This window comes from Telluribacter humicola (assembly GCF_017355935.1).
Lineage (GTDB): Bacteria > Bacteroidota > Bacteroidia > Cytophagales > Spirosomataceae > Telluribacter > Telluribacter humicola.
The window spans coordinates 339,475-363,862 of the sequence record NZ_JAFIQT010000001.1 but is presented as its reverse complement, the minus strand read 5'-3'; the positions used below and the strand labels follow the sequence as shown (position 1 = coordinate 363,862).

Below are 24,388 nucleotides of genomic sequence, written 5' to 3'. Positions count from 1 at the left end.
CAATCTTTTTATGATTCTACACATGCACGCCAGCGGGGCTTGGTAGCTAGTACTTCATGGTATACGGGGCAGTCGGCGCTATGTGCGCCGGGCAAGTATCCTGTACTCATCAGAAATTCATTGACAATTTCTCCACCTACAAACCGAAACTTCTTTTTGAATAGCTTGATCCACTGCTCCTTCGTAGCCGGGTGGTGGTGATCCAGCCAGGCTTTGAACGAACCGTGCTCCTGCTGCATATCCTGGATAACACGGGCATTATGAATAGCCGCCTGTACCTTCAGGCGATTACGAATTACACCCGGATCAGCCAGTAGACGGGCGACATCCTCTTCACCATACGCAGCCACTTCATGTATTCTGAAATTACTGTAAGCCCTGCGAAATCCCTCCTGCTTCCGCAGCATAAGCGTCCAACTCAGGCCTGCCTGGTTGATTTCTAACAGCAGCCTCCCAAACAACTCATCGTCATCCTCAATCGGGAAGCCGTATTGCTGATCGTGATAGTGCTTGTGCAGGAGGTAATCGGCACTATCCGATGCGTTATGATTGATATAGTGGCAGTAGCTCATCCGGGCATCTGGATCAGACCTATTTTATTCCCAAACGGGTCAATGATCGTACCTACTATGATGCCGCCACCTACATCGTGAGGTTCGTCGAAAGCGGTGGCTCCAATTTCCAGTAGTTTGGCAAAATCAGCCCTGATATCTGCCACCTCCCAGTAGGCCACGGTGCTTCCTTCCTGAAAGGGTATGTTGGGGTCCAGCCCCAGCTCAAAGTGATTGATGTCAAAGCCTACATAAAAGGGCTCGTTGAAGTAAGGCTCCTGCTCAAAGGCGCGGGCGTACCAGTCGCGGGCACTGTCTAGGTCCGGCGCGGCGTAGATGACAGTTCTGATTCCGGAAGGTTTCATGGGCAGAGGTATAATTTAGATAATGAAGTTTCAAGCTACTATCTTTTCCGCCTCTTTTCAAGCACCTTTCTCTTCACTGCCGGATATAGCAAGTACATGGCTTTGGTAGTACCTATCCCTACTCCGGCTCCAAACAGTACATCCGACAGCCAGTGACGGTTATTAAGCATGCGAAGTGTTGCGACAGATGTAGCCACTCCGTATCCTCCTACACTGTACCACACGCTCCGGTGGCCATACTCCTGGTGCAGCAGCGTGGCCCCGGTAAAAGCTGCCGTAGTATGCCCGGAAGCAAAGGAATCAAATCCATCCTTATCGGGCCGGGGGTACTTAGATAGTACCTTAAAAGTAGTAGTGATACCCTGTGCCAGTACTCCTGACACTATGGCCAGTATAATCTGCTCGCCAAAAGGATGCTTTCCTTTAACTCCTGCCGCTCCCAGTCCCAGGCTAAACGCTGCCGGCGTCACCGCCAGAAAGTCGTCTGCTCTGGTAGCGTAGCTTGGGTACCTGTTTATGATCTGACGCTGCAGCTGTCGGCTGATATTGCCCTGTACGATCAGCCCTGATGTCATCAAAGCAGCCGGAATAACAAATTCACGGGGCCGAACAGTGGTGCTAGCCGTATCTGTAGCATATTGTGCACGTACACCAAAGGCTCCGTGTAGGAAAATTAGAAGTAAGAAAAAGAATTTGAAAAATAACTTCATAGATAAGCTACTCAGTAGTTGTGGATATGGGACTATTGGTATCAAAAGTGAAGGAGCCTTCCGGGCTCCCTCCAATCAGATTGTAACGTCTAGGATAGTACCGCTTCCCTTACGCGCAGCAGCCGCTCCAGCAGATCTTCCAGTTGATCCAGCGGGAGCATGTTGGCCGCGTCTGATTTGGCTTCGGATGGATTATAGTGCGTCTCCATAAATAGCCCATCGGCTCCTACGGCAATGGCCGCTTTGGCAATAGTTTCGATGAGTTTAGGCTTACCACCCGTTACGCCGCTGCTCTGGTTAGGTTGTTGCAGCGAGTGGGTACAATCCATCACCACCGGTACACCGAATGATTGCATCTCGGGCAGGTTGCGGTAGTCTACAACCAGGTCACCGTAGCCGAACATGTTGCCTCTATCGGTGAGTATCACCTGAGCCTCGGAGTTAGTAGCTCCTATTTTCTCTACCGCGAATTTCATAGAAGCCCCCGACAAAAACTGCCCTTTCTTCACATTTACCACCTTTCCCGTCTGGGCGGCAGCTATCAGCAAGTCGGTCTGGCGGCACAGGAAGGCTGGAATCTGTAGTACATCCACATACTCGGCAGCCATGGCGGCTTCGTGTGCTTCATGGATATCGGTAACGGTAGGTACCCCGAAGGTATCGCTTACTTCTTTGAGTATACTGAGTGCTTTTTCGTCCCCAATCCCTGTAAAAGAATCCACCTTGGTACGGTTGGCCTTTCGGTAAGACCCCTTAAATATATAAGGTATCTTCAGCCGGTCCGTTATAGCTACGATTTGTTCAGCAATACGCAGAGCCATATCCCGCCCCTCTACGGCGCAGGGACCTGCCATCAGGAAAAAGTTGGTAGAATCGGTATGTTGAAGTTTCGTAATACGCAGCATAGGCTTCTGAATTCGGTAATAATTAAAAATTTTTCCAAAGGTAAGGTTCTCTGAGTTGTTCTGAATCAAATCTACTTTTAGAGCCAATCATTATTTTGTAAGCAACTGATATACTGCTATTTTTTTTGTATAGGCTGCCAGGATAGCTACCCCTGTGTATTAAAAATTGTTTGACAAAGTGATTTGAAATATCTTTCTTTGTGGCGTTTTTAACCAAAAAGCGTTTACAAAATGTCAGAAATCGCAGAAAGAGTTAAGCAGATTATCGTCGAGAAACTCGGCGTAGAAGAGTCGGAGGTAACGCCCGAGGCCAGCTTCACAAACGACTTAGGAGCAGACTCTCTGGATACCGTTGAGTTGATCATGGAATTTGAGAAAGAATTCAACATCTCTATTCCTGACGACCAAGCCGAAAATATCGGTACGGTAGGTCAGGCTATTACCTATCTGGAAGAAAACGTGAAGTAACTCAAGCTTATACTAATCGTATTATCTTCCCCATTTTGTCCATTTTATGAGTTTCAAGCGAGTTGTAGTTACCGGATTAGGCGCACTTACGCCAGTAGGAAATGATGTTCAGACTTTTTGGAAGAATCTGGTTGCCGGCGTCAGTGGCGCAGCACCTATTACCCGGTTCGATGCCGAAAAGTTTAGGACCCGCTTTGCCTGTGAGGTAAAGGGACTTGATCTGAATGACTACATTCCCCGGCAGGAGGCTCGTAAAATGGACCCCTTCACCCAATACGCAGTTATTGCCGCCGATGAGGCGATGAAAGATGCCGGCTTTGATCTGGAAAAACTGGATCTGGATAAAGCAGGTGTTATATGGGGCTCGGGTATTGGTGGACTGAAAACCTTCGAAGATGAAGTGATAAACTTCAGCGAAGGCGGCCGAAACCCACGTTTCAACCCTTTCTTTATCCCCAAAATGATCGCAGATAGTGCTTCCGGTGTAATCTCGATCCGCTACGGCTTCCGTGGGCCTACCTTTATTACCGTTTCAGCTTGTGCGTCTTCTACCAATGCCCTCATTGATGCCTATAACTACATCAGACTGGGTATGATGAATGTATGTATCAGCGGTGGATCCGAAGCAGCCGTTACGAACGCGGGTGTGGGCGGTTTTAACGCGCTGAAAGCGCTTTCTGAACGTAATGACTCTCCCGAAACAGCCTCACGTCCCTATGATAAGGATCGTGATGGATTTGTACTGGGAGAAGGTGGTGCTGCCCTTATTCTGGAAGAGTACGAGCATGCTAAAGCCCGTGGCGCAAAAATCTACGCTGAGATGATCGGTGCCGGTATGACCTCTGATGCCTATCACATCACAGCGCCCCACCCCGAGGGACATGGTGCCTATATGGTAATGAAGAATGCCCTCGCGGATGCAGGTATCAAGCCTGAAGATGTAGATTACATCAATACGCATGGTACTTCTACTCCCATTGGAGACCCTCAGGAAATAAAAGCTATCGAGCGCATGTTTGGTGATGCTGCTTATAACCTCAATATAAGCTCAACCAAGTCCATGACCGGCCACTTGTTAGGTGGAGCCGGTGCTATCGAAGCAGCAGCTTGTATCCTGGCTATACAAGATCAGGTGGTACCTCCTACCATCAACCACTTTACGGACGACCCAGAGATTAATCCTCGTCTGAACCTTACTTTCAATAAGGCTCAACAGCGTACCGTTAATATAGCACTCAGCAATACCTTTGGGTTTGGCGGCCACAATGCGTCTGTCATCTTCAAGAAGTTGGAAGACTAATCCTTTAATTGTTTCCTTTGGCGAAGCGAGTCCTGCAACCGATCATTTCACTCTTCAAATCTACCATTAACGATGATGAAGAGAAGAAATTCAGGAAGGCTATCGCCCATATAATTGGCGAGCGTCCTTCTAACCTGAGTGTCTACCAGCTTGCCTTCAGACATACGTCTGCTTCTAAAGAAACAGCTATTCAGGGCTTTCGCGAGTCTAACGAACGTCTGGAGTACCTGGGGGACTCGGTATTGGGCATGGTAGTCGCGGAGTTTCTGTTCACCAAGTACCCCTACAAAGACGAAGGCTTTCTGACTGAAATCCGCTCCCGTATCGTAAACCGTGAGACGCTTAATCAGATTTCGCGTAAGCTGGGTCTGGACCGTCTGATCGAGTACGATGGCAATCGCCGGGGTATGTCGCCCCGCTCTTCTATGTATGGCGATGCTCTGGAAGCTTTTGTAGGTGCTATCTATCTGGACAAGGGCTTCAACTTCACCCGCAAGTTCATAGTTAAGAAGCTTCTGGCTCACTACGACCTCGAGAACATCATTCAGAATAACGTTAACTTCAAGAGCCTCGTCATTGAATGGGCTCAACGTGAAGGAAAAGAGGTGAGGTTTGAGATTGTTGAGGAACGTGGTAACCGCCACCACCGCGAGTTTATCTCCCGACTCCTGGTAGATGAGGAGCCATTTGCAGTAGGTAACGGCTATACCAAGAAAAAAGCCGAACAGTCGGCTGCTGAAAAAGCCTGCGAGCAACTTGAACTTAAGTAGTTAGCTCACCACCTGTTTATTTCCTGTAAACGTAGCTAATACTCTACTAAGCCACCTCTTAGGTTGAGGGATTAATTCCCCATCGACACCTCCCCCTTTTTTTATCCATTTCTTCCTAGAATAAATTAGTAGTACTGCTCCCTCTGTTACTGCTCTTTGCGCTCCTATATCTTACATCATAGATGAGTCTGTGAAAAATGACGTAAGAGCATGACATATCGTCAGGTCCTGTTAACTATTTGTGAGAATAATAAGACAAAGTGTCATCAAATCTCCGTATATCTGGAATGGTATGTCTATTTTATATTTAGTAGGGTAGTTCGATAGAAACAGAATCTATTCAGAATAATTATAAAACAGATAATAGCTATGAACGCAGTAGTAAAAAACGGATATGCCTATCCTACCCTGTTTGAAAACTTTTTTGGTAAAGAGGCAATGAATGAGTTATTCACACCTGCTTATAGCGGAAGTGCTCCGGCAGTGAATGTAATCGAGCAGCCAGAGGGGTACCGTATTGAAGTTGCCGCTCCTGGCCTTAAGAGAGACGACTTTAAGCTGGACCTGAACAACAATCGCCTGACTATTTCTGCTCAGAAGGAGCAGAATAATGAAGAGAAGAATGAAAAATATACTCGCCGCGAGTTTAAGTACTCTTCTTTCAAGCGTACATTTACCTTGCCTGCTACGATCGACAGCGAGCGAATCGCAGCTTCTTACGTTGATGGTATTCTAAACATTGAGCTTCCTAAGCGGGAAGAAGCCAAGGTAAAGCCAGTACGTCAGATTGAAATAAATTAATCTAATCGCTGACTAGAAAGAGCGAATTATAAAACGGGAGGTGGTGTCAGATGAAACAGATACCACCTCTGTTTGTTATAAAAGATAACAGCCTCATTCATATTTGGTATAATTCTTTTTCAGGTTATATATCTTTGTTAAAAATTGTTAAATACCTCGTACCCGGGAATAGAATACCATCCTTAGTGCGTTTCGTAAATACATTAATAAAAAACCCATTGAAATGGCTATGAAAACAAATTGGAAAGCAATAGCGCTGGTTGGGGTACTGTCAAGTGCTACAACTATTGCCGGCTTCAAATTATTAGATTCTGATGGTGAGCGTGACGTGATTTTTAAAGAATCTCCGGCCGAAACCTTATCACGCTTTACCTCTACCGGATTACCTGCCGGTACACCTGGTGACTTTACTTATGCAGCAGAAGTAGCAACTCCTACAGTAGTTCATATTAAGTCAAGTATGGTACGTCAGGCCGCTCGTGGTGGCCAGCCTCAAGTACCTGATTTCTTCCGTGAATTCTTTGGTGATGAAATGAGAGCTCAGCCCCGCGGACCACAGCGTGCTGAAGCTTCCGGCTCAGGTGTTATTATTAGCGCTGATGGGTATATCGTAACTAACAACCACGTAGTAGAAGGTTCTGACCAACTGGAAGTGAGCCTTTACAACAAAAGTAAGATTCCTGCCAAGGTAATCGGTACTGACCCATCTACTGATATTGCCGTAATTAAAGTAGACCGTAAGGACCTACCAGCGGTTATATTTGGTAACTCTGATGCCGTTAAGGTAGGTGAGTGGGTAGTAGCCGTAGGTAACCCCTTCAACCTTGAGTCTACAGTAACAGCAGGTATTGTGAGTGCCAAAGGTCGTGGTCTGGGTATTATCAGCCAGGAGTACGCCCGTAAGTATGGCAACAGCGGTGATTTCGAAGGAGATTCTCCCCTTGAGTCATTCATCCAGACTGACGCGGTAGTAAACCCCGGTAATAGTGGTGGTGCGCTGGTAAACCTGAGAGGTGAACTGGTAGGTATCAATACTGCTATTGCTAGCCCTACAGGTAGCTTTGCCGGATATGCTTTTGCCGTTCCTGCAAGCATTGTGAAAAAAGTATCCAGCGACATAATTAAGTATGGCGCAGTACAGCGTGGTTATCTGGGTATCGCTCTGGATGATCTGGATAGCCGTAAAGCCGAAGAGTATGGCGTTAAAATAAGTGAAGGTGTATACGTACGTGATTTTACAGATAATAGCGCTGCCAAAGCCGCAGGTATCGCCAAAGGTGACGTGATCGTTAGAGTGGATGATATTCCGGTTGGAACTATTCCTCAACTGCAGCAGGCAATTGGTCTGCACCGCCCTGGCGACAAGGTAACTGTTACTGTTAACCGTAATGGTCAGGTAAAAGATCTGAACGTAACGCTGCGTAACCGTACCGGTGGATCAGATGTCATCCGTCGTGAAGAATCAACCAGTGCCGTAAGTACTTTAGGTGCCCTCTTTGGCAACCTTAACGACCAGGAAGTACAGCGTCTGTCGCGTTATAACGTAGCCGGCGGGGTGAAAATAACGGCCATTGAAGGTGGTAAACTAGCCCGCGCTGGTGTAGAGGAAGGTTTTATTATCACGAAAGTGAACGGTAAAGCTGTACGCTCGGTAAAAGAGCTGGAGCAGGCTTTGTCTGGTAAAACTGATACTATGGTGCAGTTTGAAGGCTTTTATATCGACGCGCCACGTGATGTATTTACTTTCGGATTCCGACTGTAATACCACAGTGTAATACAAAAATAGAGCGGCCCTGGTCATATGATCAGGGCCGCTCTATTTTTGTATGTAGTAACTTCGAAAGAAATATTATTCAAAGTAGTTCATGACACGGTGGCCACTGCTCTCCAGCAGTTGATCTTTCTTGAACAGCTCAAGGTCAGCACTTACCATATCTTTAACCAGAGCTGGTAAGTCATACTTAGGTTTCCAGCCTAGTTTGGTCATAGCCTTGGTAGGATCGCCAATCAGCAGTTCAACCTCCGTAGGACGGAAGTAACGCTCATCAATACATACTACTTCTTTTCCAACCGGCAACTGGTAGAGAGGATTGTTACATTTAGTAACAACTGCTCTTTCTTTGACACCTTCTCCTTCAAACGCTACCTCAATACCTACCTCAGCAAAAGCCATCTTTACAAAATCACGGATACTGGTGGTTTGTCCGGTAGCAATAACATAGTCCTCCGGCTCGTCCTGCTGTAAGATTAGCCACATAGCTTCTACAAAGTCTTTGGCGTGTCCCCAGTCGCGACGGGCATCCAGATTTCCCAGATACGTCTTATCCTGCAGGCCAAGTGCGATACGGGCTACGGCGCGGGTAATCTTACGGGTCACAAAGGTTTCGCCACGTAGCGGTGATTCGTGATTGAACAGAATACCATTTACCGCAAACATATTATATGCCTCACGGTAGTTAACGGTAATCCAGTAACCGTACAGCTTCGCTACCGCATAGGGTGAGCGGGGATAGAAAGGCGTCCGCTCTGACTGAGGTACTTCCTGTACCAGACCGTATAGCTCAGAGGTAGAGGCCTGATAAATCTTAGTTTTCTCGGTAAGTCCCAGCAGGCGCACAGCTTCCAGTATACGAAGCGTACCGATACCGTCTACGTTGGCTGTGTATTCGGGTTCTTCAAAGCTCACCCGTACGTGTGACATAGCACCGAGGTTATAAATCTCATCGGGCTGCACCTCCTGAATAATACGAATGATGTTGGTCGAGTCACTCAAATCACCATAGTGGAGATGAAAGCGTACGTCTGTTTCGTGTGGATCTTCGTAAATATGATCAATACGCTGAGTATTGAAGAGGGAGGTACGACGTTTGATACCATGTACCTCATAGCCTTTACTCAATAGTAACTCAGCCAGGTAGGCTCCATCCTGCCCTGTAATACCTGTAATAAGCGCTTTCTTCATTGTAAAATAAGAAGTGGTGGGTGATCCCTTATAACATTACAAACTTAATCGTTCGGCCAGCAATTATAGCCACAACTTAGTGAGTGGCAGCTAACCTACTATTCTTTAGTAGCCTCAGCGGTAGCTCCGATCTGCAGCCCCTTTTTGATCTCTACCCGATCAGACAATATAATCGACGAAGGATACTGCTGACGTATCTGATCCAGGTACTGCTCAGCATCGGCCCGGTACATAAAATCACCGGCTTTAACGCGGTAGGTAGGCTGCGAGTATGACACGTAGGGAATCAGGTCCGGGAACATCTGGTATATGTACGATTTGGCAGCCTCCGCTTCCCCGCGGGTATTTCCTACATACAGCTGGATACGATACCCGTTGATGTACTTAATAGCCTTGTTCTGGCTATACATCGTATCTAGCACTGCCTCCAGCCGCTTATTAATATAGAGTGGTTTATCATCTTTGGCCGAGGGCTTCCGAACGGGCTCCTTACGCTCAGGAGTAGTTTTATTCTTATCAATGGCAGGTTCAACGTACGAGTACTTGGGACGTACGCTTGACAGATCTTCCTTATAATCACTACCTGATCCTCCGGCTACACTCCGGCGGCCACAACCAGACATTCCTACTACTCCGACTCCCAGGAAAAGCAGGACCATTAATCTAATTCGTATCATACCTCAGTCATATTCAAGATTAATGTACAAACATAACCAAAAATGGATTAACATTCCCAGCTGGCATATTGTTGTGCTCCTATTCTTACCTTTGCCCCGATAAAGTATTCATAGTGTATGCAGTTATTAGAAAACGTTTCCTTACGTCCTTACAATACATTCGGACTCGAAGCCAAAGCCAGGTATTTTGTAGAAGTAACCTCAGCCGATGAACTTCGTCAGCTCCTGCTGGACTCTCGCTGGCAGCAGGAGCCCAAGTGGATCCTGGGCGGCGGTAGTAATGTGTTGTTGACGCAGGACGTAGATGCGCTGGTGATCAGGATTGCTATTAAGGGTATAGAAGTAGTCGGAGAGGACGATGACCATGTGTACCTGCGGGTAGGGGCAGGAGAAGTATGGCACGAGCTGGTCCTGCACACGGTAGAAGCCGGCTACTCAGGTCTGGAGAATCTATCGCTAATCCCCGGTACTGTTGGAGCAGCTCCCATGCAGAATATCGGCGCCTATGGCGTAGAAATCAAAGAAGTGTTTGAAGAACTAAAGGCTGTACATATTAAAACGGCGGAGATTCGCCGCTTCAAAGCCGATGAGTGCAACTTTGGCTACCGCGAAAGTGTATTTAAGCGTGATCTGCGCGGGCAATATATCATTACTGCCGTGACCTTCCGGGTCAATAAGGTACCTGCTTTTCAGGTATCGTACGGAGATATTCAAAAGACCCTGGCTGAAATGAATGTCCAGGAGTTAAGTACCCGGGCTATCAGCGAGGCTGTAATTAAGATTCGCCAGAGTAAGCTCCCTGACCCTAACCAAATCGGAAACGCGGGCAGCTTCTTTAAAAATCCTGAGATACCCAAAGCGCAGTACGACCAACTCAAGCAGGAGTACCCGGAGCTTCCGGGATACGTCACGGCTCCGGATATGATCAAGGTACCGGCTGGATGGCTGATCGAGCAGGCTGGCTGGAAGGGTTTCCGGGAGGGCCAGGTAGGTGTGCATACCCGACAGGCATTGGTACTGGTCAACTACGGCGGTGGTACCGGCGAACAGATCAAAGCACTGGCTGAGCGGGTACAAGCGTCGGTAGAAGCTAAGTTTGGCATCAGGCTTACACCGGAGGTGAATTTTATTTAGCTACATAGGGATTAGGTAGTAGCCTTCTTGCATATAAGTACTAAAAATAAAGCGGCGACAGGAATACGAGAAGTACCTGTCGCCGCCTTTGTATAGCTGATATATTTTTTCTTAGTCGAAGCAAAGAGATGCCGCTCCCAGGAGGCCGGCGTCGTTGGCCAGAGTTGCTTTCTTCACAACCAGTGTCTTCTCATAGTAAGGGGTGAGCCAGAACTTCAGTCGCTCGTTGACAGAAGGCATGATGTAGTCAAAAGAAGCCGACAGTCCACCTCCAATCAGAATGGTAGTGATATCCAGGATACGAATCATGGCTACCAAGCCTTCACCCAGCATATAGCCCATTTCATCAAATATCTGCTTAGCCAGCTCGTCGCCTTCGCCCGCTGCCGCTACCAGACCTGTGGTAGAGATAGTACCATCAGCAGGTAGTTGAGTCTGACCGCTGTACTTGCTACGCATTTCATTGGCCATATCCAGCAGCTCTTTCTTACCAATATTACGCTCCAGTACCCGTCCGTGCTTGGAAGGGATGTGGCCGGGCTCCATCGCATTACCTCCTCCACCTTTAAATACTTTTTTATCAATGATCGCAGCCCCACCGATACCCGTACCCAGGGTTACGAATATATAGTCTTCAGGTAGCTTGTCCTCTCCAAAGTAGTACTCACCCAACGCGGCCGCATTTGCATCATTCTCCAGATAAAACTCGTGGTTAGGGAAGCGCTTCTTCAGATCGGGTACTATTGTGATTCCGTCTATTTCGGGGATGGCAGTAATTTCGAGCAGAGTGGTACGATCGCGGGTAATCAAGCCGGGAACGCCAATTCCTACACGTCTTACAGTAGGGTACTCATTGAGCTGAAGCGAGATAGCATCACCAAGGCGCTCTATAAAGTGGCCTGACTTACGCCAGCTGGCGGTGTCGTGGCTGTAAAAGTTTGAAATTCGTCCATCAGTGGCGTCCACGATTCCCATTTTAACGTTGGTACCGCCTACATCTATGCCGAGATATTGTTCCATTTAGAAAAAGAGTATGGTAGGGAAGTTTTATATTTTCAGTCCGAAAGTTAGTTATTTCTACTACATTCACCACTATTTCAGCCAATGTCGCCTAGCTGAGGGCGCATTAAAATATCCTCAATCACCGCGCCAGCCGACAGGTGATAAGCGCCCCAGATGGTCTCTGCCACATCTTCTGCCTTCATAAATCGCTCTTCCGGAAGATCAGTACCTTCCCAGCTGTTGGTCAGGGTAGCACCAGGCAGTATGGCTGTTACTTTCACACCAAACGGCTTCATTTCCTCGCGCAACACCTTAGTCATTCCATACAGGGCAAATTTGGAGATGCAGTACGAGCCGCCGTTAGGGTAAGCAGTAATACTGGCTGTTGAGCACATAGTGAATATATGGCCCTTCTTCTGCTCCATCATGTTCCGGATCAGGCCCCGGGTGAGGTGGTAAGCACTGTATACATTGGTTTCAATGGTTTTCTCCAGCACTCCCTCTTCCTCGTTGTGAATCTGTCCCGGCATAAATACACCCGTATTGTTGACCAGCACATTTACCGGCCGATCCAGCGAGTTCACAAAAGTAATAAAATTATCAAGGTCGCTCCGGAGGGACAGGTCGGCCTGCTGACATAGTACCTGACCACTGCCAGAATGGGCTATGTCTTTCTGCAACGCCGCCAGATCCTGCTCATGTCTGGCACAGGTAACTACATCAAAGCCACCTCTCACAAATCGTTCTACCAGTGCCCGACCTATTCCCTTCGTGCCGCCCGTCACTACTGCTAATGGTTTCATTTTACTGTTTAGATCTATTTTTTTTCTAATTTTCCCGAAAATATGGGATATAGTTTGAAGTAGCGTGGTTATAAATACAGAATCCCCGAGAATCTTCGATTTTTATATAGCAAAATCAGCCTGACGCGGTACTACTAACTCCCATTTTTGACAAGCACCTCATCTATCTATTATATACTTATTTAAAACCGATCTACGGGTCCAATGGTAACCATAGGCAAATACTTTGTTTTTTTAGGGTATCTGTTCACACGACGTGAAAAGCTATCTGTTTACTGGCGGCGCTTCATGGAAGAGGCAGTCAATATAGGTGTCAACTCTGTCTTTATAGTATCTATTGTTTCGACCTTCATCGGTGCGGTTTCCTGTATCCAGACGGCCTATAACCTGGTAAGTCCCTTCATCCCGGTGTCTACAGTGGCCCTGATTGTGCGGGATATGGAGATTCTGGAGCTGGCACCAACTATTACATGTATCGTGCTGGCTGGTAAGGTAGGGTCCAATATCGCCGGTGAACTGGGTACCATGCGTATTACCGAGCAGGTCGATGCCCTGGAAGTAATGGGAATCAACTCTGCCTCCTACCTGGTACTTCCCAAAGTAGTAGCCGCCATGGTTACGTTCCCGATGCTGGTTATTCTTGCCGCATTTCTGGGCATACTAGGGGGCTACCTGGCAGGTACGCTTACGGGAGTAATCACCCCTAAAGACTATGTGTTGGGTATTCGTGATGCGTTCGTACCCTACAACATCTTTTTTATGTGTGTGAAGCCTTTTGTATTTGGCTTCCTGATCTCAACTATTTCCTCTTACCAGGGGTACTATACCAAAGGAGGAGCCCTGGAAGTGGGACAATCCAGTACCCAGGCTGTAACCAATAGCTGTATAGCCATACTGGTAGCTGACTATTTGCTGGCCCAGCTCTTTCTATAAAAGGCAGGAGCCAACTACTACTGACATAGCCATATTATGATAGAATTAAAAGATGTAGCCAAGGCCTTCAATGGTAATGAAGTACTGAAAGGGGTAAGTGCTACACTCAAAAAAGGAGAAACTAACCTGATTATCGGGGGAAGTGGTACTGGAAAAAGCGTGCTGCTGAAGTGCATCATTGGCCTGATCAAGCCTGATCGGGGGCAGATCCTGTACGACGGGCGCGACTTTTACCGCTGCGACGACGAGGAGAAACAGGCTATCCGACGTGAGATGGGGGTCCTTTTTCAGGGAGGTGCCCTATTTGACTCTAAGACGGTAGAGCAAAACGTACGCTTTCCGCTGGATATGCTTACGAATCAAAGCGAAGCCGAAAAGCAGGAGCGGGTACAGTTTTGTCTGCAGCGTGTAGGCCTGGAGAAAGCCGGTGACCGTATGCCATCTGAGATTAGTGGAGGTATGAAAAAACGGGTAGGTATAGCCCGTGCCATAGTCATGAACCCCAAGTACCTCTTTTGTGATGAGCCTAACTCAGGCCTCGACCCGCTGACGGCGGTGAAGATAGATGAGCTGATTCAGGAAATCACGGAAGAATTTCAGATCACTACGCTGGTTATCACCCATGATATGAATTCCGTGATGGAGATTGGTAAGAACGTCATATTCCTGTACAAGGGACTCAAACTGTGGGAAGGCGATAATACTACCCTGACCCATACCAACGTACCCGAACTCAATGAGTTTATCTTCGCTAATAAGCTCCTCCGCGACCAGGCTCCCAAAGGGCTGTCTTAGTCGGCTCTGCTCCCCAGCATACGACGAAAGCGTAAAGGAAGAGAGTCTTTTTCGACCAGTATAGCCCCTACCATAAATACGGCGAACAGTAGCATGTGGTAGGGTACGGCTATCCACAGGTTGCTGATGGTGAATAAAGAGCTCCCATAGATCAGTGCACCAGCCGCGACAATGTACCCAATAGCCGAGCCTACCTGATAGGGAACGGGATAGAACTTCTGCCCGAAGTAGTAGCAAAGGCTCATCATCAGAAAGCCCGATCCGGCAAAGGCAATCGCACAACCCAAATAGCCTAACTCAGGCACCAGAAAGAAGTTGAGGGCGGCTGTACTTGCTGCACCCGTAATAGTGATATAAGTACCGTACTGGGTCTTATCGGTTAGTTTGAACCAGGCAGCCAGGTTATAGTATATACCCAGGAACAGAAAGCCCAGCAGGAGCCAGGGCACTACGTTAAGCCCTTCGTGGTAGATCTCTTTACGGAGGAACAGCTCCGCCAGCAGGTCCAAATTCAGGCATATACCTACCCACATCACTACGCAGATAATGATAAACCACTTCATCACCTCCGCAAATACCGGAGGAGCATTTTTGTCTTCGGCTTTGGAGAAGAAGAAGGGCTCAGCGGCATATTTGAAAGCCTGAATCGCCAGATTCATGAAGATAGACAGCTTAAAACACTGCCCATATATACCAATGGCTTCTTTGGTAGTCCGACCGGCGTAAAAGCCTTCCGGTAGCAGGTACTGCAGGGCCATCCGGTCAAAAAGGTAGTTGGTTACGGCCGCCAGGTTCATGATCAGAATCGGAAATGCATACACCCATACTGGCTTGAATATTTCAAAACTAAATACAAAGCGGAAGTCCAGAAACTCCCTGCGCAGCAGCCAGAAGAACGCCAGGTTAGCAATCAGATTGGCCAGTATAATGTAGCCGGGGGCTATAGCAGGGTCATAAAAAAGGTCGATGGCTGGCTTTAGGGAAGTCAGGTACTTCTCCTGATAGATGTCCCGGCATATAACCAAGAAGAAAATATTGAGGCCGATATTGATCAATATGTTAGCTACACGGGCCACAACAAACTTCCTGCCTTTCTTTTCCAGGCGTAACCTTGCAAAAGGAATGGATACGATACCATCCGTAGCCATAATAATGGACATCCACCGTACCAGAATTACATCTTCCGGGTATTGTATAAACTCAGCTACCTGCTCAGCAAACACAAACATAAGCCCGGAGAAGAACACACTGACCAGAATAACCGCACTCAAGATAACATTGTAGTACCTCTGACGGTCGGCCTCCTTACTGGCAAAGCGAAAATAAGCCGTCTCCATACCAAAGGTGTATATAACCAGCGACAGACCCGCATAGGCATAGAGTTGTACCTGCACACTCAATTGCTCAGGCCTGAACAATTGTGTATGCAGAATTACCAGCAGGTAGTTTAGTAGCCTGCCCAGCATCGTACTGACACCGTATGTTGCTGTTTCGCTCGCTAATTTTTTCAGAACACTCATATCACCTTATTACCTCTCTATTGGAGGCTGCAAATATACACTCACCAGTTTCTAAATCTCCTATTCGCCTATATACAAAAAATCCTCCCCCAAAATGGAGGAGGAGGAGCTATTGAAGTACTTATTAGTAATATACCTATTAGCGGTTTCCTACAAGAATAGATTCCAGTGCTTTCTCAATACGCTCCCACCCTTCTTCTGACTGTATGTCTATTTCTGCTAGTTTGTCGCGGTAGTCAGCAGCCAACGTTGAATAATATACTGCTCCTATCAACAGAGCCAGTACAGCATTGGTATCTTCTACACCAGGTATAGGCCCGATCTTCTCCAGCCATTTCGCCGTTGCTTCGTCGCGTGCATCTGTCAGAGATGATTTGCCCGCTCCGATTTCCCATCTGAGCAGATCACGGGTGGCTTTACGGGCACGTAGATCACGCAGCATAGTTATAAATGCCTTAGCCCAGGCTTTACCACGATCTTCGGGAGCAGGAGTAGGGAAGTTTTCAATAAACTCGGTGCCCATCGTAGAGGCATACTGTCCGGCTTTTACGTACTGTTCCATCAGTCCATCCACACCTCCAAAATACCGGTAGATAAGGACTTTATTCACACCTGCCGTACGGGCAATCAGGTTAACACCTACTTTTTCAGTGCCATATTGCTCTACTACTTCTCCGACAGCCTTCAGGATTTTGTTTTTGGTACGTTCGCGGTCGCGCTTTTTAACTTTTACTTGTGTAGCCATTTGTAGTGGGTTATTATGCGTGTATTATTTAGGATAGAAGAGTTACTCATAGATAGTAGGGGGATATGGTTATTATATACGATAATTAGACAGAGTCGGGTGAGTAATGGCTACTTATTTGTAATAACGATTTTTGTAATGTCAAATTTACGTAATGTTACAGGTAAATCTTACTATGTCAATATTTCAGAGAAATAAGGTACAAAAATGACACCAAACTGCTGCTATGGCAGCAGGATTCATAAATTTTATTCAGATGAATAAAATTTATAATGCTCCCTGTGAGCAGCCTTACCTGATTTTTGAATGGTGCAGATGAGATAAATCCTCTTTGTCAGAAAGAGGAATCAATAAAGGAACGTGCCTCAGACATAGGTCTTACTGCGTCCCAACCCTACTAGTATATATTCAGCACTTACCTCATAGCCTGCGCGACGAATCAGGCCTATTGGCAGGCACACTAACTACTTCCTGGATTTAAGGTAAGGGTGGTATAGCCACTTAGCCATTTGTTTTAGTATCTCCCGTACCTCCTCCTGAGGGGCATCCTGGTACACTTCTACTAACTCCACAAAGGCAGGAAGCTCTCCGATCTGGATACGAAGCTTTCTAGATCGGGACGTCGGCTCTTCATTCAATAAAACGACGCGGGCTGTACAAGCCGGGTTCCGGGAATGGATAACGTACGGTACTGTATTCCGGGCCGAGCGGTTCTGAGTAATGAGGAAACGAGGTATTCTCATGGTAGGGTCTACTAATCTCGACACAAGATGAGAATAATATAGCAATAATAAAAGCAAAATCCGGTGGGTGTACTATACTACAAAGCCAGAAGTAACCAGAGCCTGCTTAACTTTCCAGATAGCATCCTTCAAGCCATAATAAGTACCTTAGAGCCCCTCAGCAGTCACGTCTCAGGTGCTCTTCCAGCGCTTTCTCAAAATCGTTTCGGCCTTCGTAGGTAGTCAGTATTTCTCTAAGGGCGGGAGCGGTCAGGTGCAGATCGGTTACTGTCCCTACTTCACTCTCTATGATACATGCCAGCCAGTTATTATTAGGGTCCAGTTCTACCTTAAAGGTACAGTTGTATGCAGAAAGTATATGTAAGAGAAGCTCTTCAAACTGCTTTTGCTCCTGGAAAGTAATCGTATACATGTAATTTACCGTAAGCGTGTGTGAGTAGTAGTAATTAAGCTTAGTAAGTACCTACCTTGTGGTAAGGCTATATATTTAGTAAAAGTACTACTACCAGCTACAGGAGCGTCACTTGTAGTAGCTTATTTTCAGTAATAACGTAACTATTTTTAATTACAACATATCTTTCTCCTCTTGTTTCTCTCTCTCCTGTTGCTTTCAAAAATATCCTCCTGAAAACCGTTGCTGGCATTCCTTGGCAGAACCTCTGTCAGCCTATACCGGTGCTGTAAGTGTTGTCTGGCCTGCATACTGATCTATGGTACTTACCTGCCTACCGCTGTTTGGTAAGGTGAGTATAGTAGTACCACTCAGCCATGCGAACCAGGTTTTTCTTTACAAGTCCCTGGTCTTCACTTTCAGAATGAACTACTTCTAACAGTATTGGGAGTTGCCTACGAACCTGCACTGTCAGGTGATCCGATTCGTACGCATCCATCTCTGCGTGCGTACGGAACTCCTTGACAAGGGCTGTCAGCCGTGGGTTATACTCACAAATAACAAAGGCCGCCCGGGTATCCGAAGCGGCCTCAAACCTATACTTATTTGGCATTAATAATCTTTAATGTGAACTATAATAGTTCAATTGGTCAGGTTGATGAACTGTATAATGCAAATTTTTCCTTGGCTGCTCTCTTTTGTGAGAAACCACCAAAGCCATGGCGAATGTACCACTAGCTGGTACATTCTACTCCCATATCCTCATCTGGGGAGCACATCGTGGCCTTCCACAATGAGGGCATTACCGTCTTCAGATTGCTTTCACTATGTCCTTGCCAGTTGTTTAACCAGTGGCGCTGCTTGGGTGTAGACAGATAGGCCAAACGGGAAGTACCCTTTTTTGTCTATCTGGGTATTAGTATTAACCTGCTTTACTGTTTTGTATGAAACAACCCCTGCTATTCTTGATGAATTACGTAAAGATTACTTCCTGGAACCAACAGAAGAGTGGGTTTACTATGATATTATAGTGTAGGTGATTTTTGCTCGCAACTTACTAAATTATAATTTAATATTCTATAAAAAAACATAGAAATACCTGGTACCTGCTCAACAGCAGGTAGTGTGCTGCCCAAATAAGATGTATAAGATTTTACTAAACGAGCTATTGATAACCTCTACTTGTAAGCGGCCCCAATACCGGAAGTTGTTTTAGGGGCAAGGGAATGACTACTTGACAGAAAGTAGTTCGACAAACTCAGTAGTCTCCTCTTTGGAAGCAATGGCACCGCAGCGGTTGTACCGTATCCGGCCGTCGCGATCAATAACAATGGTTGTAGGCATACAGGTAAAGCTGAACAGGTTGGGGCCGGTATAGTTCATAAAGTCCACCTTCTCAAGTACCTCGTACTTTACCGGATATTTATTCAGCCAGTACTTAAGTTGCTCGCCTCCGTTCATAGTGATGGCCACAAACCGGACGCCCTGCCCTTTGAGCTTTTCACTCATCTTATTCATATTCTCACGCTCCATTTCACGCCCTTTGCTCCCAATATTCCAGAAGTTGAGCACTATTACCTCACCTTTCATGTGATCAAGGCTTATTGTACGACCATCAATCGTGTTGAAGACAAGACTGGGAGCCTCAGTCCCCACGGTAAAAGGATTAGCGGGTATGCGGCGCGGAGACTGATCCTGCGCCGAACTAATTGATATGGCCTTGATCCATATCAAAGCTAAAAGTAGGGATTTGACCATGGCTCCTGTAGTTGAAGTAAATCTATAACTACATTAAATATAATAAGTTATAGTCAGGAAGCCAGCTTACGACAAGGGCAGAATGACAACATCCCACCAATAGCGACGAATAGACTCTAAAATCTGAAACCAGGATGGTCCATCACATGATTTGAGCATATACGCAGAGCAGCCCATTTCGTAAGCCTCCCGCACATCCGCCTGGTCGGCCGAATCGCTGATCACGATCACCGGTATATTCCGGTAGGGAGCTGTACCTTCCTTCAACTCCTTTATCCACTGCTTACGAGAGGGATTCTGGTTCTGAAACAGGTCCAATAAGATTAACTTAGGTAATGGTTGCTGGTTGTTCTGCCAATCGGCCAGGAGTAGGTAGGCCTGCCCAAGATCCTCTACGACCACTAGTTTGACCTCAGGTAAGCACTGTTGCAGGGCCGCGTTGATATCAGCTCTATTCTGACTATCGTCCGCAGCAATCAGCAGAAGCCTGGCCTGATGAAAATTAATCGGAAAATAACTCGCGTACTCCTGACTGCTAGCCATAAACGAACGGAGGGACCAAAATCACAGATGTATTAGCGGAAGTATAAATAGCTGAATACATATATCAAGTTATCTGCTTCCATGAGCTATCATTTAGCGGTACTATCTAACTGCCCATAGAGTACCTGCTGAACCCAGGTAGAACCACAGCAAAACCTTTAGTAATATTAGGAAACAAAATTCACTAAATCAATAGCCTGTCTGCGAGGAGAGAAGGAGGTCTGAAAAGCAAAAACCCGCTCACATTGCTGAGAGCGGGTTTTTATTTTTGTTCTGTTGGCCGACAAGAAAATGACCTGGCACTGTATCTCAATATGTTGGGGTGCAGTTGGGAAGTAATTGTGAAGGGTTTCAACGGGTGGGCTTGGTTAGTATACAACCGAGTAGCTGGTTCCACTGGGAGGTATGGCGCGGTTTGAGGGTGACGTCGTAGTGGGTGCTGCCGACATTGACCCGGATCATTGATAGGTTCTGGTAGCGGCTCAGGTCTTTGTCCATGGTATAGGTGGCGACCAGGCCCGTGGTGGGGCTATTGTCGTAATCCTTATTAATATATAGTGTATCAAGTCCGCGGCTGGTTTTGAGTATTGCCCGTTGCCCTCGTCGTACACTCATCGTGAAGTCTCTGATGTTGGGATTGATGTAGACTAGCTGAAGCGAGTCGCCTACGTAGGTCAGATTGATGGCTTCTACCTGGGGGGTGATCCAGATCATGCCGCCCCTGGAGACCTCTCCGGTTAGCTGATCGGTGTAGTCTTTGCACTGGGCTGATGCCAGGTGGGTAATGAGTCCAAGTAGTAGGAAGAGTATAGTTTTCCTCATGCTGTGGATATTCTAGTGATTATTCCTCGGTACTGATTGATCCGGATTGGCCATATTTCGTGCGGCGCTCTTCGGCGAGCTGGCGGTATACATCCATCAGCTCTTTTTCGAGATCATAGATTTTCTGCTCTTTCTGCTGCAATTCCACGCGGGGTACCATGTCCTTCGTGTATTCGGGCTTACTGGCATCCCCTTCTCTTCCGAAAAGCCAGCCTGGACTTATCCCAAAATCATTGATCAACACGCCGACGGCTTCACTCGTCAGGGTTTGTTCTCCTTTAAGAACTTTAAAGATTTTGGGCTGGGAAAGATTTACTCTTCTGGCAAATTCATGCTGCGACATTTTGTGGGCGTTCATGATGGCTTTTAGTCTTTCCACGTCTATCATAGTTTAGATTGATTCTAAATATTATCACTTTAATCACTATTGTGTTGCTAGTGATAACAATAGTAATTATTTTTATTCCGTAATATTTAAGCCTTACAATTTACGGATTTGCCCCTTCTCGAAGCAACTTATTAGACAGATGGAATTAAAAGAATTACGAAAGGAATACTGGCAGGATGAATTCAACAAGGAACGAAAGCGCTTAGGCAAGTTCTGGCGCCAGTTGCTGGCAGAAACCTTTCCGGAGGATTTTAATAATACCGAGGGCATTAATAAAATGAATGCAGTGGCTGACAAGCAAGCTTCTCTGGAACGTACGGCATTCGTAGTGCTAAAACTCCGGGAGGTAAAGAAAAAGCTAAAAGTCAAACCTGCATCGCCTAAGGTACCATCGGCTAAGAGTATACTAAAAGATGCATCTAGTCGGCAACAAGCTATTAAGCAGAAGAAGGAAGAGCGGATCCAAAAATTGAAAGGCAAATCTCATCGTAAATCAATTTCATAAAAAACACTTGAACAATGAAAACTAACCCTACACCGGTTCCGGTGAGCCATGACTGGCTGACGGAGCTGCAAGCCGGGTCTTCTCTGACCCTACGCCAGCGTTCCCGCATTTTTGACGCCATTACTTCCGGAGAAGGCCGTCTGAGCCAGCTATTCGGCCCAAACTACTTCGGGCTGCACTTTGATGAGAAGGAAGAATGGAGACAGTTCCGGCTGCGTATATGCCTTAACGGTTTGCCTACCGAGGCTAACCTGGTACAGGAACTATTTGCCCTTCGTGAACAAGCAGATTTACACTTACTGAATCTATACCACCTTACCCCCCTCCTACGCGCATGATTGATACTGCATTGCACCGGTTTGATGACCTGCTGGTCTGGTTGGCCCTGGTTGGATTTGTGGCTCTGGCCAAATGGGTCGTGTACAAAATTCAATTTCCGTTGGTCCTGGACGATGATGGCACCGAACGAGATGAATTCTGACTCGCTGCAATCCATCCGGGAACGGATGCAGGCCCGCACGCTACGTATGAAGGAGCTGGTGGTGAGCAACTCGCTTTCCAGCCTTCAGGAGCTCCAAGCAGCTCAACGCGCCGATCAACTCATGTACGAAAAGCTATTGCAATCCCTCAATCATGCCTGAGCAACTTTTAAAACTGGATATATCCCGCCTTGAAAGCGGGGAAATTGTGGTATCACTGGAAAGTGCCGATACCACCGATAAGCTGTTACTCTCGTCGGATCTCGATAAATGGATGGCCCAATCTACCATTGGTGTCATAGAAGATCAGATCACGTCGCTCAAACACGTCACCCGTCCCCGTACCCTCCACTTCAACGATTAAGTCCGATGAATATCCACGAAATCATACACGCCTGGGAAACGAACACCCTCCCGCGTGAGCTGGATGCACTTGCTGCTATCCAGAATAAGGTAGATGACTACCACGATAAGGCGAAAGCCGGTTTTGAAAAGTCACAGCGCGAAAGTGTCCGCCACATGTACGGGGCGGAATGCCACGTGTACCAGAACATCAGCCTGAGCATTCAGGTGCAGATTGATGCGCTGATTCCTGAGCCTCAGGAGAAGGGAGGTGAGGGGTTATGAAAGATACGTTAAGTCATTTGAACATAAAGAATTCAATACGTGAATGGAAATCCATTTACCTACCAAAAGATTTTGATATAAAGGCGTATCTAATGCGACCTTGGTCGGAGCTTCACTTTCCTGTTGATTATGATTATATCATACCTTATATAGATTCTAATGGAAATGTAAGCCGAACTGTACGGTTTATAATCACTCCTATCATAGAAGGGCTTTATAAACTGAAGAAGCAAAGTTTTCTTAGTGATAGGTGGAGAACCATTGAGGAGCACATAATTATAGAGCAGCTCTCCGCTAAGGAGTTATCGTGGGAACTGTCCAAGTGTGGCTATATTGTTAAGAAAGGAGGTGAGGCGCAATGATCTTACCATTTATCTACTCCACTGGCCAGACCAGCAGCCGGGCCCGCTTCCGGTTGGTTCGTCTTGATCAGAATATCAAAGACCTGTACTACCTGCAACTTCAGTACCGCGTACGTGCCTGGTACGGCTGGCGATGGAAGACCGTCACCCATGAATTATACCTCGAAACCGGCTTCTCCCTTGATGCGCACCTGGCTAAACAGTCGGTGATCGAAAAAGCCAGGGATGAAGCCTTCAACCGGATCTCGCGCCGTCGCTTTGCGCGTATTATAGGAAAGGAGGTGGGGCATGAAGCCTGAACTAACCCTGGATCTGAAAGCCCGGTTCTTTGCTCAGTATATGGGCATAGATCAGGAGATTGTCTGCTATAATGGATATGCACCGTTCAAACTGGCGGCAATTCCCCATATGCTAAGAGGCTATTGTGCTTCCATGATCATCAAAGAGGGCAATAAGACTACCATAGACTCATTCCTTATTGAGTTCTCAGCATTGCAGTTGAAAATACTCTCAGATATCACTCTCGAAGATGCTGTTATCGTATACAACATTTTGAATGGTGCTCATCAAGGGGACACTTTTCAGATAAGGTATAAGAAGGACTTCGTGAAGGAGAGGTATGCTCAGCTATTCTATACCTACAAAAATGAAGACTCGGTACTACTAAATATCGATAAGGAAGGCTTATTCCACGCCATTTTCATCGCCCGTAGCTATTATACTCTTGAAGCATATGACTACTTAAAGTCAAAGGGCTATGCTGTCCCATTCATGGGCTATTCGGTAGAAGAATTGATAGAAGCCGGATGGATCCAGATCAGAAAGGAGGTGGGGCATGAAGCCTAAGTTTACACCGGTACGGCCCAAGTGCCGGCCAACGCCCAGCCTGAATCCGGAGGCGATGCGTGTGGTGGTACTCAGCCACTGCGACGTCGCCCGGATCAAATCGGTAGCCGACTGCCTGAGCGGCACCCTACGGATGATCACCGGCAATGATCTGAAACAGACCTGTCTGAAAGTGTCGGAGTTGAGCCAGCATGATATGAAGCAATGCCTGAGGGGGTTGCTGGCTCAGGCTCCTACAAAATTCACGCTGTGCTGCTCGACGCATCATTATGGACTCCGGGTGGTGGACATTGACCAGATCGTGACGATCCTCTTTGATTTTGAGGTGGCACTTTCGGAGCTGTTTCACCACCTGGTAGGCAAAGGCATGAAGGAGGCGGAAGTCCGCCAGGCCTACGAGCACTGCCGGCAGATCCGAAGGAAGCTACGCAACCCCGTCAATTAAGTAATTCCCTGATCACTGACTGATATGACCCGGACGTG

The 24,388-nt window shown here is 46.9% G+C and carries 34 protein-coding genes; 17 read left to right on the top strand and 17 right to left on the bottom strand.

The features are described 5' to 3' along the window. Positions 1 to 8: 8 nt before the first annotated feature. From JUB14_RS01730 to kdsA, 4 genes are all read right to left on the bottom strand, one after another. Positions 9 to 572, bottom strand: coding sequence for a DNA-3-methyladenine glycosylase I (locus JUB14_RS01730; RefSeq protein WP_207503951.1), 564 nt, complete (start codon positions 570 to 572; stop codon positions 9 to 11). Continuing rightward, complete coding sequence (locus JUB14_RS01725; RefSeq protein ID WP_207503949.1) at positions 569 to 916, bottom strand: VOC family protein; 348 nt, start codon at positions 914 to 916, stop codon at positions 569 to 571. Before JUB14_RS01725 ends, JUB14_RS01730 begins: the two co-directional genes overlap by 4 nt. A 38-nt stretch (positions 917 to 954) precedes the next feature. After that, positions 955 to 1,626: a phosphatase PAP2 family protein gene (locus tag JUB14_RS01720; protein ID WP_207503947.1), complete on the bottom strand. Its 672-nt coding sequence runs from the start codon at positions 1,624 to 1,626 to the stop codon at positions 955 to 957. Positions 1,627 to 1,715: 89 nt separating this feature from the next. Continuing rightward, positions 1,716 to 2,531, bottom strand: coding sequence for a 3-deoxy-8-phosphooctulonate synthase (gene kdsA, locus JUB14_RS01715; protein ID WP_207503945.1), 816 nt, complete (start codon positions 2,529 to 2,531; stop codon positions 1,716 to 1,718). 231 nt (positions 2,532 to 2,762) lie between these two features. Here kdsA and JUB14_RS01710 point away from each other — a divergent pair, with 231 nt between their 5' ends. The 5 genes from JUB14_RS01710 to JUB14_RS01690 all read left to right on the top strand — a co-directional run bounded on the left by JUB14_RS01710 (position 2,763) and on the right by JUB14_RS01690 (position 7,632). After that, positions 2,763 to 2,999 (top strand): acyl carrier protein, encoded by a 237-nt coding sequence (locus JUB14_RS01710; RefSeq protein ID WP_207503943.1) that lies wholly within the window; start codon positions 2,763 to 2,765, stop codon positions 2,997 to 2,999. Between the two features lie 46 nt (positions 3,000 to 3,045). Continuing rightward, positions 3,046 to 4,299, top strand: coding sequence for a beta-ketoacyl-ACP synthase II (gene fabF, locus JUB14_RS01705; protein ID WP_207503941.1), 1,254 nt, complete (start codon positions 3,046 to 3,048; stop codon positions 4,297 to 4,299). Between the two features lie 17 nt (positions 4,300 to 4,316). Next, positions 4,317 to 5,069, top strand: a complete 753-nt coding sequence (gene rnc, locus JUB14_RS01700) for a ribonuclease III (protein WP_207503940.1) — start codon at positions 4,317 to 4,319, stop codon at positions 5,067 to 5,069. A gap of 369 nt (positions 5,070 to 5,438) precedes the next feature. Beyond that, positions 5,439 to 5,870 (top strand): Hsp20/alpha crystallin family protein, encoded by a 432-nt coding sequence (locus tag JUB14_RS01695; protein ID WP_207503937.1) that lies wholly within the window; start codon positions 5,439 to 5,441, stop codon positions 5,868 to 5,870. 229 nt (positions 5,871 to 6,099) lie between these two features. After that, positions 6,100 to 7,632, top strand: a complete 1,533-nt coding sequence (locus JUB14_RS01690; RefSeq protein WP_207503935.1) for a Do family serine endopeptidase — start codon at positions 6,100 to 6,102, stop codon at positions 7,630 to 7,632. 87 nt (positions 7,633 to 7,719) lie between these two features. Here the strand turns inward: JUB14_RS01690 and gmd are convergent, their stop codons facing one another. Beyond that, positions 7,720 to 8,832 (bottom strand): GDP-mannose 4,6-dehydratase, encoded by a 1,113-nt coding sequence (gene gmd / locus JUB14_RS01685; RefSeq protein WP_207503933.1) that lies wholly within the window; start codon positions 8,830 to 8,832, stop codon positions 7,720 to 7,722. A gap of 98 nt (positions 8,833 to 8,930) precedes the next feature. Then, on the bottom strand, positions 8,931 to 9,509 hold the full coding sequence (locus JUB14_RS01680) for an SPOR domain-containing protein (protein ID WP_207503932.1): 579 nt from the start codon (positions 9,507 to 9,509) through the stop codon (positions 8,931 to 8,933). A gap of 117 nt (positions 9,510 to 9,626) precedes the next feature. Here JUB14_RS01680 and murB point away from each other — a divergent pair, with 117 nt between their 5' ends. Beyond that, the gene (gene murB / locus JUB14_RS01675; RefSeq protein ID WP_207503930.1) at positions 9,627 to 10,643 is read left to right on the top strand and encodes a UDP-N-acetylmuramate dehydrogenase; all 1,017 of its coding nucleotides are present in this window, start codon (positions 9,627 to 9,629) and stop codon (positions 10,641 to 10,643) included. A gap of 111 nt (positions 10,644 to 10,754) precedes the next feature. Here the strand turns inward: murB and JUB14_RS01670 are convergent, their stop codons facing one another. Continuing rightward, positions 10,755 to 11,663 carry an ROK family protein gene (locus JUB14_RS01670; RefSeq protein ID WP_207503928.1) on the bottom strand — a complete coding sequence of 303 codons (909 nt, stop codon included), beginning with the start codon at positions 11,661 to 11,663 and terminating at the stop codon, positions 10,755 to 10,757. Positions 11,664 to 11,740: 77 nt separating this feature from the next. Beyond that, a complete protein-coding gene (locus JUB14_RS01665) occupies positions 11,741 to 12,448 on the bottom strand; it encodes an SDR family oxidoreductase (protein WP_207503926.1) in 708 nt (235 codons plus the stop codon). Between the two features lie 204 nt (positions 12,449 to 12,652). Here JUB14_RS01665 and JUB14_RS01660 point away from each other — a divergent pair, with 204 nt between their 5' ends. After that, the gene (locus tag JUB14_RS01660; RefSeq protein ID WP_207503924.1) at positions 12,653 to 13,381 is read left to right on the top strand and encodes an MlaE family ABC transporter permease; all 729 of its coding nucleotides are present in this window, start codon (positions 12,653 to 12,655) and stop codon (positions 13,379 to 13,381) included. Positions 13,382 to 13,417: 36 nt separating this feature from the next. Continuing rightward, positions 13,418 to 14,176, top strand: a complete 759-nt coding sequence (locus JUB14_RS01655) for an ABC transporter ATP-binding protein (RefSeq protein WP_207503922.1) — start codon at positions 13,418 to 13,420, stop codon at positions 14,174 to 14,176. Here the strand turns inward: JUB14_RS01655 and JUB14_RS01650 are convergent. From JUB14_RS01650 to JUB14_RS01610, 9 genes are all read right to left on the bottom strand, one after another. Beyond that, positions 14,173 to 15,696 carry an oligosaccharide flippase family protein gene (locus JUB14_RS01650; RefSeq protein ID WP_207503920.1) on the bottom strand — a complete coding sequence of 508 codons (1,524 nt, stop codon included), beginning with the start codon at positions 15,694 to 15,696 and terminating at the stop codon, positions 14,173 to 14,175. The genes JUB14_RS01655 and JUB14_RS01650 overlap by 4 nt on opposite strands. A 139-nt stretch (positions 15,697 to 15,835) precedes the next feature. Continuing rightward, positions 15,836 to 16,441: a TetR/AcrR family transcriptional regulator gene (locus tag JUB14_RS01645; RefSeq protein ID WP_207503918.1), complete on the bottom strand. Its 606-nt coding sequence runs from the start codon at positions 16,439 to 16,441 to the stop codon at positions 15,836 to 15,838. A gap of 464 nt (positions 16,442 to 16,905) precedes the next feature. Continuing rightward, positions 16,906 to 17,184, bottom strand: a complete 279-nt coding sequence (locus tag JUB14_RS01640; RefSeq protein ID WP_207503916.1) for a hypothetical protein — start codon at positions 17,182 to 17,184, stop codon at positions 16,906 to 16,908. Positions 17,185 to 17,341: 157 nt separating this feature from the next. Continuing rightward, positions 17,342 to 17,596: a hypothetical protein gene (locus JUB14_RS01635; protein WP_207503915.1), complete on the bottom strand. Its 255-nt coding sequence runs from the start codon at positions 17,594 to 17,596 to the stop codon at positions 17,342 to 17,344. 313 nt (positions 17,597 to 17,909) lie between these two features. Next, positions 17,910 to 18,188, bottom strand: coding sequence for a hypothetical protein (locus JUB14_RS01630; protein WP_207503912.1), 279 nt, complete (start codon positions 18,186 to 18,188; stop codon positions 17,910 to 17,912). Between the two features lie 617 nt (positions 18,189 to 18,805). Then, complete coding sequence (locus JUB14_RS01625; protein WP_207503910.1) at positions 18,806 to 19,333, bottom strand: peroxiredoxin family protein; 528 nt, start codon at positions 19,331 to 19,333, stop codon at positions 18,806 to 18,808. Between the two features lie 66 nt (positions 19,334 to 19,399). Continuing rightward, positions 19,400 to 19,876: a response regulator gene (locus tag JUB14_RS01620; protein WP_207503908.1), complete on the bottom strand. Its 477-nt coding sequence runs from the start codon at positions 19,874 to 19,876 to the stop codon at positions 19,400 to 19,402. A 351-nt stretch (positions 19,877 to 20,227) separates the two neighbouring features. Continuing rightward, a complete protein-coding gene (locus JUB14_RS01615) occupies positions 20,228 to 20,698 on the bottom strand; it encodes a hypothetical protein (RefSeq protein ID WP_207503906.1) in 471 nt (156 codons plus the stop codon). Between the two features lie 19 nt (positions 20,699 to 20,717). Next, positions 20,718 to 21,086, bottom strand: a complete 369-nt coding sequence (locus tag JUB14_RS01610; RefSeq protein ID WP_207503904.1) for a helix-turn-helix domain-containing protein — start codon at positions 21,084 to 21,086, stop codon at positions 20,718 to 20,720. A gap of 139 nt (positions 21,087 to 21,225) precedes the next feature. Here JUB14_RS01610 and JUB14_RS01605 point away from each other — a divergent pair, with 139 nt between their 5' ends. From JUB14_RS01605 to JUB14_RS01565, 9 genes are all read left to right on the top strand, one after another. Then, the gene (locus JUB14_RS01605) at positions 21,226 to 21,591 is read left to right on the top strand and encodes a hypothetical protein (RefSeq protein ID WP_207503902.1); all 366 of its coding nucleotides are present in this window, start codon (positions 21,226 to 21,228) and stop codon (positions 21,589 to 21,591) included. A gap of 14 nt (positions 21,592 to 21,605) precedes the next feature. Further along, positions 21,606 to 21,929 carry a hypothetical protein gene (locus JUB14_RS01600; RefSeq protein WP_207503900.1) on the top strand — a complete coding sequence of 108 codons (324 nt, stop codon included), beginning with the start codon at positions 21,606 to 21,608 and terminating at the stop codon, positions 21,927 to 21,929. Next, positions 21,926 to 22,072 carry a hypothetical protein gene (locus JUB14_RS01595; protein WP_207503898.1) on the top strand — a complete coding sequence of 49 codons (147 nt, stop codon included), beginning with the start codon at positions 21,926 to 21,928 and terminating at the stop codon, positions 22,070 to 22,072. The genes JUB14_RS01600 and JUB14_RS01595 overlap by 4 nt, the downstream gene beginning before the upstream one ends. Continuing rightward, positions 22,062 to 22,232, top strand: a complete 171-nt coding sequence (locus JUB14_RS01590; RefSeq protein WP_207503896.1) for a hypothetical protein — start codon at positions 22,062 to 22,064, stop codon at positions 22,230 to 22,232. Before JUB14_RS01595 ends, JUB14_RS01590 begins: the two co-directional genes overlap by 11 nt. Next, positions 22,225 to 22,434: a hypothetical protein gene (locus JUB14_RS01585; protein WP_207503894.1), complete on the top strand. Its 210-nt coding sequence runs from the start codon at positions 22,225 to 22,227 to the stop codon at positions 22,432 to 22,434. Before JUB14_RS01590 ends, JUB14_RS01585 begins: the two co-directional genes overlap by 8 nt. A gap of 5 nt (positions 22,435 to 22,439) precedes the next feature. Continuing rightward, positions 22,440 to 22,697 (top strand): hypothetical protein, encoded by a 258-nt coding sequence (locus JUB14_RS01580; protein WP_207503892.1) that lies wholly within the window; start codon positions 22,440 to 22,442, stop codon positions 22,695 to 22,697. Positions 22,698 to 23,055: 358 nt separating this feature from the next. Then, complete coding sequence (locus tag JUB14_RS01575) at positions 23,056 to 23,358, top strand: hypothetical protein (protein WP_207503890.1); 303 nt, start codon at positions 23,056 to 23,058, stop codon at positions 23,356 to 23,358. Further along, positions 23,348 to 23,905 carry a hypothetical protein gene (locus JUB14_RS01570; RefSeq protein ID WP_207503888.1) on the top strand — a complete coding sequence of 186 codons (558 nt, stop codon included), beginning with the start codon at positions 23,348 to 23,350 and terminating at the stop codon, positions 23,903 to 23,905. Before JUB14_RS01575 ends, JUB14_RS01570 begins: the two co-directional genes overlap by 11 nt. Next, complete coding sequence (locus JUB14_RS01565; protein ID WP_207503886.1) at positions 23,895 to 24,350, top strand: hypothetical protein; 456 nt, start codon at positions 23,895 to 23,897, stop codon at positions 24,348 to 24,350. Before JUB14_RS01570 ends, JUB14_RS01565 begins: the two co-directional genes overlap by 11 nt. Positions 24,351 to 24,388 lie beyond the last annotated feature (38 nt).